Annotated in this window: 6 protein-coding genes; all 6 read left to right on the top strand. The window is 44.9% G+C overall.

All coding sequences use genetic code 11. The annotated features are described in order from the left end of the window. The first annotated feature begins 60 nt into the window (after positions 1–60). Positions 61–1,458: a cellulase family glycosylhydrolase gene (locus tag KSW37_RS01305; protein ID WP_217313122.1), complete on the top strand. Its 1,398-nt coding sequence runs from the start codon at positions 61–63 to the stop codon at positions 1,456–1,458. Between the two features lie 142 nt (positions 1,459–1,600). After that, positions 1,601–4,735, top strand: a complete 3,135-nt coding sequence (locus KSW37_RS01300) for a SusC/RagA family TonB-linked outer membrane protein (RefSeq protein ID WP_437183104.1) — start codon at positions 1,601–1,603, stop codon at positions 4,733–4,735. A gap of 14 nt (positions 4,736–4,749) precedes the next feature. Continuing rightward, positions 4,750–6,690, top strand: a complete 1,941-nt coding sequence (locus KSW37_RS01295; protein ID WP_217313120.1) for a RagB/SusD family nutrient uptake outer membrane protein — start codon at positions 4,750–4,752, stop codon at positions 6,688–6,690. 53 nt (positions 6,691–6,743) lie between these two features. Beyond that, positions 6,744–9,578: a SusC/RagA family TonB-linked outer membrane protein gene (locus KSW37_RS01290; protein ID WP_217313119.1), complete on the top strand. Its 2,835-nt coding sequence runs from the start codon at positions 6,744–6,746 to the stop codon at positions 9,576–9,578. A gap of 22 nt (positions 9,579–9,600) precedes the next feature. Continuing rightward, positions 9,601–11,394 carry a RagB/SusD family nutrient uptake outer membrane protein gene (locus KSW37_RS01285; RefSeq protein WP_217313118.1) on the top strand — a complete coding sequence of 598 codons (1,794 nt, stop codon included), beginning with the start codon at positions 9,601–9,603 and terminating at the stop codon, positions 11,392–11,394. Positions 11,395–11,427: 33 nt separating this feature from the next. Next, positions 11,428–12,411 carry a DUF5627 domain-containing protein gene (locus KSW37_RS01280; protein WP_217313117.1) on the top strand — a complete coding sequence of 328 codons (984 nt, stop codon included), beginning with the start codon at positions 11,428–11,430 and terminating at the stop codon, positions 12,409–12,411. Positions 12,412–12,420: the final 9 nt, after the last annotated feature.

Below are 12,420 nucleotides of genomic sequence, written 5' to 3'. Positions count from 1 at the left end.
TCCTTCATAATATAATAAGGTGACTGACAATATATGATAAATCTAAAAATAATTATAACAATGAACAGAAAGAAATTGTTAATATCACTCGCTATGGCTATGCTGTCAATGGCGGGGCTGGCTGCAGATAATCTGCCGGCACTCCGTGTGCAGGGTAAGAATCTGGTAGATGCCAATGGCAAGACTGTTGTCTTGCATGGCGTAATGGATACGCCAAACCGCTACTTCAACGGTTGGAGATGGCAGCAGTGGAAGGCTGACTATTCTGAAGCCGACATTCAGCCTTGCTTGGAATATTTCTCTAAGCAGTTCTCGGCTATTACCGACAAGAAGCAGGGTGCTTATTGTACCGTGTTCCGATTGCACATGGATCCATGCTGGACCAACGATCCGACAAAGAAAGCAGAGAACGAGGCAGATATCTCGGCATTCAACATGAAGCGCTATCGTCTCTATCTCCAGAAACTCTATATTCCTCTCATCAAGGATGCTATAGCACATGGACTCTACGTCATCGTACGTCCGCCGGGTGTCTGTCCTGGTGATATCCGTGTTGACGACAAGTACAACCGCTATCTGAAGGCTATCTGGAAGACCTTTGCTGCCGATGAGTATATCCAGCAGAATTCGGGTATTATCTCTATCGAACTTGCCAATGAGCCGGTGAGGGTTCATCTGAAAGATGGCTCTAATTCGGATAAAGCATTGCATGATTACTTCCAGCCGGTGGTGGATGTGATTCGCGAGCAGGGCTTCAAGGGAATCATCTGGGTTCCGGGCGCAGGTTATCAGAGCCAGTATCAGGATTACACCAAGTATCCTATCACCGATAGCGAGGACAACTTCTCTTATGCTGTACATGTTTATTCAGGATGGTATAATGCCAGCGACAAGAACTGTAATCACGATGCCTTCATCAAGCAATTCCAGGCTCAAGTGCCTATGGTTACCAGTAAACCTATCATGGTAACGGAGATAGACTGGAGTCCGGAAGATCCTGACAAGGCGAGCGAAGGTCACTACAATGAGTGGGGACAGTGGACACAACCTAACTTGGGAAGCTGGGCAACAGCATCTACCTCGAAATGGGGATTGGCATGGAAAGCAGTTCACGACCACTTTGGCAATATCGGTATGACCCTTACCCATCCACAGGAATATTACGATATTGATGAATATCTTAGAACGGGCAAGGTGATTCCTGGTTTCCAGAATGCCAAGAAACACGGATTGTTCGAAGAATGTTGCGGCTATGCCTGTATGAACTGGTATAAAGAGTGGTATTTGAAACAAAATACAACAGAAATTAAACAATTAGAAACCCCGGCAGACGTGGTTTCCACCTTATATTATAATATAGAAGGAAAAGAGGTTGAAAAGCCAACTGCAGGTGTTTATATAATAAAACAACTGTTAAGTAATGGAAAAATACGTTCTCGCAAGGTTTTTCTAAAATGATAAACTTTCTGTTACACCACGCAAAGTTTGTTTCGAAAGAAATCCATACCTTTGCCGCCGTGAATAAACAGTTTTAGCGCACGCCTAAATTTTTAAAGCATAAATCAAAAATGAATAGAACATGATTGAACAAGTGTTAACAATGAAACGGACAGCAGCCTTATGCTTGGTGGGAGCTTTCTGCAGCCTGAATGCTCAGGCACAGAAAATCCAGGTCAAGGGTAATCTTGTTGACGGTACAGGTGAGCCTCTGATAGGTGCCACTGTAAAAGTGAAAGGTAATGCCAGCGTCGGTGCGGTCACCGACTTTGATGGTAATTTCAGTATCAGTGTTCCTTCAGAGAATTCTATCCTCGTATTTACATACGTAGGTATGAAGACCAAGGAAGTAAAAATTGGTAAGAAGAGAGAGTTCAAACTTACTCTTGAAGACGACAATGCCATCGGCGAAGTTGTAGTCGTTGGTTACGGTCAGCAGAAGAAGGCTTCTGTCGTGGGTGCCATCACCCAGACCACTGGTAAGGTGTTGGAGAGAGCTGCGGGTATTAGTGATATCGGCGCAGCCCTGACAGGTAACCTTCCGGGTGTTGTTACAACTGCATCTAGTGGTATGCCGGGTGAAGAGGAACCTCAGATTCAGATTCGTGGTGCTTCTTCTTGGAACAACTCTTCTCCTCTCGTTTTGGTAGATGGTATCGAGCGACCAATGTCAAGCGTTGATATGCAGTCTGTAGCTACCATCTCTGTCTTGAAGGATGCTTCTGCTACTGCTGTTTATGGTGTGAAAGGTGCCAATGGTGTTATCTTGATTACCACCAAGCGTGGTACTGAAGGAAAGGCGCAGATTAGTGTTACTGCCAATGCTGTCATGAAGATTCCTTCTAAGCTCCCAGACAAGTTAGATTCATACGATGCTCTTGTCGCAAGAAATACTGCCATCGAGCATGAGTTGAACATCGCTCCTGGTAGCTTTGACAAGATGAAACCTATGAGTTTCATCGAGAACTATCGCAATCAGACTACTTTGGAGCAAAAAGAGCGTTATCCTAATGTAGATTGGCAGAAATATTTGTTCAAAGACTACACGATGTCTTATAATGCCAATGTCAATGTTGCTGGTGGTACAAGATTCGTGAAGTATTTCGCAAGCGTTGACTTCGTGTCAGAGGGTGACCTTTACAAGGACTTCGGCAATGGACGTAATTATGATACAGGTTATAGCTATAATCGTGTGAACGTTCGTTCCAACCTCGACTTCAATATCACAAAGTCAACTGTATTTAAGGTGAATATCGCAGGTTCCAATGGTGTTCGCAAGGCTCCATGGGCGAACAGTAGCGGTGGCTATAGCGATTGGCAAATAAGCCAGCAGTGGTCTGGTGCCTACAACATCGCTCCAGATTGCTTCATGCCGAAATATGCCGATGGATCTTGGGGATATATGCCTGGTACTACCAACGTGACAAACTCTGCCCAGCAGATAGCTCTCGGTGGTACAATGGAATCTACCACCACTCGTATCACTACAGACTTTGTGTTGGAGCAGAAACTTGACTTTATTACAAAGGGACTCTCGGCACGTGGCATGATTTCTTGGGACAATACCTTCTTGGATAGCGATCGTGGTATCAATGATATGAATAATAATCCTCAGCTTAAGTGGATTGATCCTGAGACAGGTAACGTCTCTTATAAGGAGGCATACGAGAATTATGATAAGTTCGACTATACCATGGGTAACAAGTGGACCGTGAATGGTGGTAGCGTAAAAGACTGGGCTACTCAGCGCAATCTCAATTATCAGCTCCAGCTCAATTGGGGACGCCAGTTTGGTAAGCACAATGTTACTGCGATGGGTCTCTTTGGCCGACAAGAGCATGCAACGGGTGCCATGATTCCTTCTTATCGTGAGGACTGGGTATTCCGTACCACTTACGATTGGAACTCTCGTTACTTCTTCGAGTACAATGGTGCTTACAATGGTTCTGAGAAGTTCTCTCCAGACAACCGTTTCGCATTCTTCAGTTCTGGAGCGCTGGGATGGATGATCTCTGAGGAACCATTCATGAAGTATCTTCGTGAGCATAAGATTGTGGATATGATGAAACTCCGTGCATCATACGGTGAGATTGGTGATGACAATGTCGGTGACCGTTTCCTCTATATGAGCCAGTGGGCATACGGTGGCACCACCAGTATGGGTACAACGGATAGTGACAAGTCTTCTATCTATCAATGGTATCGTGAGGCTTCTGTAGGTAATCCAAATGTACACTGGGAGAAAGTGAAGAAAGTGAACTTCGGTCTCGACTATGGTTTCTTGGGCGGCTTGATTACAGGTGCCGTTGATATCTTCCACGACACACGTACCGATATTCTCGTTATGGGCTATGACCGTTCTATTCCATCTTACTACGGACAGAACGCTCCGGTTTCCAACTTAGGTAAGGTTACAACAAGTGGTTATGAATTGGAGTTGAAGTTCAACAAGGTATTTGCTAATCAGATGCGTTTGTGGGCAAACTTCAATATGACCCATGCCACAAATAAGATTAAGATAAAGGATGATGCGGCACTTCTTCCTTCATATCGCAAGCAGGCTGGTCACTCTATCGGTCAGACCTACACTTATCTGGACAAGGGATTCATACAGAATTATGATGAACTCTATGGTTCTCCAAAGATGGATTCTAATGATAGCCAGCGTCTGCCTGGTGATTACTATATCGTTGACTTCAATGGTGATGGTAAGGTGGATAATGTGAACGATATCGTTCCTTACGGGTATACAGGTAGTCCACAGAACACCTACAATGCCACACTTGGTTTTGAGTATAAGGGATTCAGTTGCTTTGCACAGTTCTATGGTGTAACCAACGTTACTCGTGATGTAACGATGGTTAGCTTCTCTCAGGACGAGGTTAACAACGTTTACAATCAGGGTACATGGTGGAGCAATGACCACATCAATGCGGATGTTCTTACCCCTCGATACCTCTCTAAGCCAATGAGTAGTGCAGCTTATTATGGCACGCAGTATCTCTGTGATGGCTCCTATATCCGTCTAAAGAACGTGGAAATCGCTTATACTTGGAATGGCGGTTGGATCAAGAAGCTTGGTTTGAACAACCTCAAGATTTACGTAAGTGGTAACAACCTTTGGCTTTGGACCCGCATGCCAGACGACCGTGAGTCTAACTTCTCAAGTAATGGTGGTGCCTATGGTGCTTATCCAACCATGAAGCGTGTTAACTTCGGTGTCAAGTTTAATCTTTAAACAAGCATAATATAATGAAACGAAATATATTAAATCTTTTTTGTGCTCTGAGTCTTACTTGTGGATTCGCTTCTTGTACAGACTATTTGGACAAGACTCCAGATTCTACAGTTAATGCTGACGAGGCATTCAAGAACTTCACCAACTTCCAAGGCTTTGTAGAGGAGGTTTACAACTGTATTCCAAACAAGGAGTCCAACTATTGGTGCTGTTCTTTCAATTGGGGTGAGGATGAAATCTTGAATACTGGTTTGGGTGATAGCCACGAGACCGCTCACTTCGACTTGGGTGATTATCGTTATTGGTACAATGACCCACAGAGTTTCTTGCATTCCGATGGACTTAGCTCTACTTCAACAGACAAGTTCAGTCACTCTTTGGAGCATGCCTGGTATTGCATCCGTAAGTGCAACCTGGGTCTTGAAAATTTAGAGAAGATGACAAACTGTACCCAGGAAGAGAAAAATATCATCAAGGGACAGTTGCTCTTCTTCCGTGCATGGTGGCATGAGGAGTTGATGGAATTTTATGGTGGTATGCCATACGTAGATACCGTGTTGGATGGTAGCCAGGCTTTGACTTTGCCTCGCCTTTCATTCCAAGAGTGTGCCACTAAGTGTGCTGAAGATTTCCGTGCAGCAGCCGACCTTCTCCCTAATGATTGGGATAAGACAACTATTGGTAAGAAAACTTTGGGCAAGAACGACCTTCGTATCACAAAGGTTTGTGCCTTGGGTTATTTAGGCAAGGTCTTGCTTTGGGCGGCTTCTCCTTTAAACAATCTTGGTGCAGAGGTAGGAGCTTCCAAGAATGGTGATACCTATAGATATAATGTGGAGTTTGCAGCCAAGGCAGCTGATGCTTTGGCAGAGGCTATTTCTCAGGTTAATTCAGGCAGTACACCTTATGCGTTGGCAGAGTATAAGTATGACAACATTTACGACCATGTGGCATCAGAAGATTCTAAGACCAATTTCTCTGACATCTTCCGTACCACAGGTAAGGGTTGGAAACAGCCAGGTTCTACAGAGGCTATCTTGCGTGCTCCTTATATTGGCGCAAATGGTTCTAACTGGAACTTTACCAAGAACTGGGGTATCAAGATCAATGAAATCGTTCAGCATGATGCGTTGATTCACCAGCCTACAGCCAACTATGTCAACTATTATGGTATGGCAAATGGTCTTCCTCTAGATGATCCTGAGTCTGGTTTTGATCCTACACACCCATTCAAGGGTCGTGACCCACGTTTCTATCATGATATCGTATTTGATGGCTTCCAGTATATCAATACAACGATTGGTAAGGATGATCCTGACTATCAGTTCAAGTATGTTCAGATGTACACGGGCAGTAACTTGCGTAGTTCTTCATCACAGGGTTGCCGTACTGGCTACTATTGCCAGAAGTTGGTTCCTCACCAGGCTAACAAGTATGATGGAATGTATAACTGGGGTGGTGCTTTGCAGTGCGATTTGCCTTATATGCGTCTTGCTGACATCTATTTGATGTATGCAGAGGCAGGTGCTGCCGTACAGGGTGCCAACTACAAGAGCAACAAGTGTAATCTGACAGCAGTCGATGCCATCAACGTGCTTCGTGATCGTGTAGAGGCAGGTCATGTGGCTGATAAGTATGCTGCAAATCAGCAGAAGTTTATGGATGAGGTTCGTCGTGAGCGTGCCGTAGAGTTGGCTTTCGAGGGTTTCCGTTGGAACGACTTGCAGCGCTGGTTGCTCCTCACAGAGTATCCATATAACATCAAGACTTCACAAGAGTTTAAGCGTGTAGGTAATTATGACTTCACCAAGAAAGATCCTCGTGATGCAGAGGTTACTGGTTGGAGCGAGAAGACAATTCTTACTCGTGATTTCTCCGAGAAACACTATCTCTTGCCATTGAAGCAAAGTGATGTTTACTTGTATCCAGAGTTTGGTCAGAATCCAGGATGGTAATCCGATAGATGAGTGTTTTCTTAAACATAAACTTCGAAAATATCATATCATATATGAAAAGTAATAAAAACAAAATATACTCTGCTTTGACAGTCGTTACGGCACTTCTTGCACAGTTGCCAGCGTCAGCTCAGGAAACAGCTGACAGCGCATTGGTCAACGTTGCCTTCAAGAAGGTACAGAAGACTGACGTGCTCGGTGGTGTCGGTAGTATCAATGTCAGAGAATTGACAGAGAAGAACTATAATACCTATAGTCTTGATAACATGCAGGGCTATGTGGCAGGTTACAATGGCAACGGCATGTGGGGTTACTCTAATGCCCTCGTCTTGATTGATGGTGTGCCTCGTGAAGCAAACAATGTACGTCCTGACGAGATTGAGGACATCTCTTTCCTCAAGGGGGCTCAGGCATCTCTGCTTTATGGTAGCCGCGCTGCCAATGGTGTCATCATGATTACTACCAAACGTGGTCGTGTGACAGAAGGATTGAAAGTGAAGGTCAATGCCAACACAGGTTGGAATGTTGCCAAGGCTTTCCCTGAGTATCTTGGTTCAGCTGAGTACATGAGCCTTTACAACGAGGCTTTCCTCAACGATGGTGGTGACCCAAACAACCTTCCATACAGTTCGGAGAGCATCTACAACTTTGCGTCAGGTCAGAATCCTTATCGTTATCCAAGCGTAGATTTCTATTCCTCTGATTATGTCAAGAAGGCATTTAATCGCTCTGAGGTTTCTGCAGAGATAGAAGGTGGTAACCAGCGTGCGCGCTTCTATGCCAATATCAGTTATAACCGTGCAGGCGACAACTTGAACTTTGGTGCTGCTAAGAAGGATTATACAGACCGCTTCAACGTGAGAGGTAATGTCGATATTCTCTTGAATAGTTTTATAACGGCTTACGTGAACGCCAATGCTACCTATTATGGCTCTAAGTCTGCCAACAATAGTTATAAGTATTGGGAGTTGGCTCGTACTTTCCGTCCTAACCGTGTGGCTCCGCTGATTCCGATTGACATGATTGACCCTAATGCGAAGAATGCCTTGACCATGATTGGGGCAACCAACAACATCATCGATGGCAAATACTTCTTGGGTGGTACAAACTTGGATCAGAGTAATGTCTTTGGTGACATCTATGCTTCTGGTACCAATACTTATCATAGCCGTCAGTTCCAGTTTGATGCAGGTGTCAACTTCGACCTCTCATCTGTACTCAAGGGCTTGAGCTTCCACACGATGGTGGCCATCGACTATGCTACGCTCTATACCACATCGTTTAATAATACTTACGCTACCTTCCAGCCAACTTGGGCAAACTTCAATGGCAAGGATGTCATCGTAGGTCTTAACAACAATGGCACGGTGGATAAGAAGTCTGGTGTGCAGAATATCTCTGGTTCTACCGACAACCAGACCATCGCATTCAATGCGCACTTTGATTATGACCGCACCTTCGATGGCGTACACAACGTAAGTGCCATGTTGGTGGCTAACGGTTATCAGCAGACAATTTCTGGTCAGTATCATAAGACAAGCAATGCCAACATGGGCTTGCAGCTCTCTTATAACTACGACCATAAGTATTATGCCGATTTCTCTTTGGCTACACCTTGGTCTGCAAAGTTGCCTTCTTCTAACCGATTGGGTTTCTCTCCATCAGCAACATTGGGTTGGCGCTTGTCTAAGGAGAAGTTCTTGGAGAATTCATTCTTTGATGATTTGACCTTGAGCGCAAGCTATACTGACTTGAAGACCGATTTGGGTATCGACAACTACTATATGTACTTAGGTGTATACCAAAATGGTGGTTGGTGGGATTGGAACGGAGGTTCTGGTCACTCAGCAGTTCAGTCAAAGCATGGTGAGAACAAAGACTTCAATTACTTGCATCGCAAGGAATTCTCAGTCTCTCTTCATGCCGAGGTGCTTGATAAGTCTTTGAGCTTGGATGCATCTTATTTCTTGTCAAAGTGGACCAATGGTATCATCCAGGCTCGCAACCAGATGCCTAGCTATCTCTTTAGCTACTATCCGGAGTCTTCATTCATACCATATATGAACTACAATGAGGATAAGCGTACAGGTTTCGACTTGGGTGTGAACTATAAAAAGCAGATTGGTGAGTTAGGCATCGGTGTAGGTGCAAACTTTACTTATTATACCACTGAGGCTACCAAGCGTGATGACTCACAGTATGCTGATGCTTACCAGTATCGTCAGGGACAGCCTCTCGATGCCATTTGGGGTTACGAGTGTGAGGGCTTCTTCAAGGATGAGGATGATATCAAGAACTCTCCAACCCAGATTATTGGCGGAACCATCCGTCCGGGCGACCTGAAGTACAAGGACCAGAATGGTGATAACGTTATCGATAGCAAGGACCAGGTTTACCTGGGCAAGGGTGGATGGTATGGCACACCTTACACACTCGGCTTGAACGTGACCTTGAAGTACAAGAACTTCACTCTCTTCTTGCTCGGTACAGGTAACTTTGGTGCCAAGGCTGTTAAGAACTCTACCTATTACTGGGTAGGCGGTGATGCCAAATATACAGCAGAGATGCGTGGTAGATGGACCAAGGAGACTGCAGCCACAGCCACTTTCCCACGTCTGACCACAGAGGCTGGTACCAATAACTACCAGAATTCAGACTTCTGGATGTACTCTACAGACCGCTTCGACCTGCAGAAGGTACAGCTCACATACGACTTCCCTAAGTCAATGTTCATGAAGAGCTTCGTTCGCGGTCTCCAACTCTTTGTAAATGGTAACAGCTTGCTGACCATCGCCAAGGAGCGCAAGATACTGGAGATGAATGTTAACAATTCAGGTTCGGCACCTTTGAATCGCTTCTATAGCATCGGTGCTAAGGTATCATTCTAAGATTTATAAAAAGAATAAAATTATGAAATTATCAAGATTATTATTGATAAGTGCGGTTGCAATCTCGCTCACATCTTGTGACGACTTGTTTGAACCAGCCTTGGAAAATAACCAAGATATCAGCCAGATGTACAAGGATCCACAGTTTGCTCGTGGTATTCTTGACAATGCATACTTGGCATTGCCTTATGCCAATTCTCCAGTTACAGACGTTGCTACAGATGATGCTGTCACCAACAACAACTCTGATAACTACAAGAAGATGGCAACTGGTTCTTGGGATGCAAACATGAACCCTGTGTCACAGTGGGACGGTCGCTATCACGCCATCCAGTACTGCAACTTGATGTTGGAGAACTGCGACAAGGTACAGTGGTCTTATTCTACACCGGTGCTCAACCAGATGTATTGTGACAATTACAAGGGCAATGCCTATGCTTTGCGAGGCTTGCATCTTTTCTACTTGCTCCGTGCTCATGCCGGTATGGTAGATGGTCAGTTGATGGGTGTGCCTATCCATCTCGCATCAGAGACAGCCTCTTCTGATTTCAACTTGCCTCGTAACACTTTCAAGGAGTGCATTGACCAAATTATGTCCGACTTCGATGAAGCTTTGAAGTATCTCCCAGAGCAGTATGGTGATGTGGATGAGGACAAGGTTCCAGCCAAGTATGCACAGGAAGGTGCTTCCAATGCAGAGTATAACCGTGCTTTCGGTGACAACCACCGTGGTAAGATTGATGGTAGAATCATTTCAGCCTTCAAGGCTCAGGTTGCTATCATGGCAGCATCTCCAGCTTATGCCTCTGCTGGTACATTTACCTACGAGGATGCAGCCAAGCTTGCTGCAGACTGCTTGAAGAACTTCGGTGGTTTGAGTGCTTGCGATCCTGATGGATGGAAGTGGTTCGACAACAAGAGCGTAATCGAGGGCTTGGGTGCAACTTCTGTGAACCCTAAGGAGATAATCTGGCGTGGTGGCATTGATGAGAACAACTCTTTGGAGAGTGACAACTATCCTCCAACTCTCTATGGTAAGGGTCGTGTGAACCCAACCCAGAACTTGGTGGATGCCTTTCCAATGGCGAATGGCTATCCTATCACAGATGCAAACTCTGAGTATAATGCCAATGATCCTTATGCTGACCGTGACCCTCGTCTGAAGGCTTACATTTTGGTGAATGGCGATAAGATAGGTTCTACAGATGGCGAGGTAAACTCTGCGGCAGACTCTAAGACTACAGATGGACTTAACAAGGAGAATGGAAAGTCAACCAAGACTGGCTACTATCTCCGCAAGTTGCTCCGCTCAGACATCAACCTCAACCCTAACTCAACTACCAAGCAGAAGCATTTGAATGCTCGTATCCGTACGACAGAGATTCTTCTTGATTATGCTGAGGCTGCCAATGAGGCTCAAGGTCCTAAGGCTAAGGTAGGTGGAGCAGACTATTCTGCATACGATGTCATCAAGGCAATTCGTGAGCGTGCTGGCGTAGGCGAGTTTGGTGAAGACCCATACTTGGAAGAGTGCGCACAGAGCAAGGAGAAAATGCGTGAGTTGATTCGCAATGAGCGTCGCCTGGAACTCTGCTTCGAGAATCATCGTTTCTGGGACTTGCGTCGCTGGAAGGCTAATCTCAATGAGGCTGCCAAGGGTATCAACATCACAACAGACGAGACAACTGGTGCTTTCGTCTATAAGACCTTCGAGGCAGAGGAGCGTAAGTATGATGACTATATGTTCTATGGTCCAATTCCTTATTCTGAGATTTTGAAATATAGTAATCTCAAGCAGAACGAGGGATGGAAATAATAAACGACTAACATTAAAATAAGACTAATGATTATGAAACGTTATATCAAAATGGTAGCTGTCCTCTTAGGACTGATGGCTTCTTTCACTGCATGTGAGAATGGAGACCAAACTTTCGATGATTACGAGGGTGGAACTACTGCTTACTTTGCTTATCAATCACCAGTTCGTACCATTGTGCTGGGTGATGATGAGTATGATACAACATTGGACAAGGCGCACAAGTGCAAAATCTTGGCTACCTTCGGAGGCTCATACAATGGCAGAAAAGCAGCGGTTAATGTTGCCGTTGACAACAGCTTGTGTGATCACTTGACATTTGCCGATGGAACTCCTGTGAAGGCTATGCCTGCTGAGTATTATCAGCTCGCAACCACTACTTTCAATTTCAATGGTGGTATGCAGGGCGGTACTGAGGTGCAGCTCACTGATGCTTTCTTCAATGATCCTGATGCTGTCAAGAATACATACGTGATTCCTTTGGTCATGCAGAATCAGACTGGTTTCGATAGAATCGCTACTGGTACTTTGAAGGAAGGTAGAACAGGCTCTCGTACCAATGCTTCTGTTTGGGAGACTGCTCCACAGGATTATGTGATGTATTGCGTGAAGTATCAGAACAAGTATAGTGGCTGGTGGTTGACCAATCACAATACAAGTACCGATAACATTGAGAAGGCATCTAAGGTGCAGATTAATACTCGTAGCTTGAATAGCTCAGTTTATTCTGTAGAGTTCCAGGAAGACAGTAAGATCTTGAAGGCTGACCTCTTGTTGACCTTCGATTCCAATGACAAGTGTACCATCACTTCTCTTACCGATGGTGTGAAGGCTACAGGTACAGGTTCTTGGGCAGACGATGCCTTGTTGTCTTGGAACAACAAGTATCGTGACTTGATGGAACTCAATGCTGAGATTACCTTCGCTGGTGGGGTGAAGAAGAATCTCAACGAGAAACTCGTTTGGCAGCGCAGTGGAGTAACCAAGGAGGAGTTCTCATTTACCTATAACAATTAATGATCGTAT

The sequence above is a fragment of the Segatella copri genome, from assembly GCF_019127135.1.
In the GTDB taxonomy this organism is placed as follows: domain Bacteria; phylum Bacteroidota; class Bacteroidia; order Bacteroidales; family Bacteroidaceae; genus Prevotella.
This window is presented reverse-complemented; position numbering and strand designations above follow the sequence as displayed.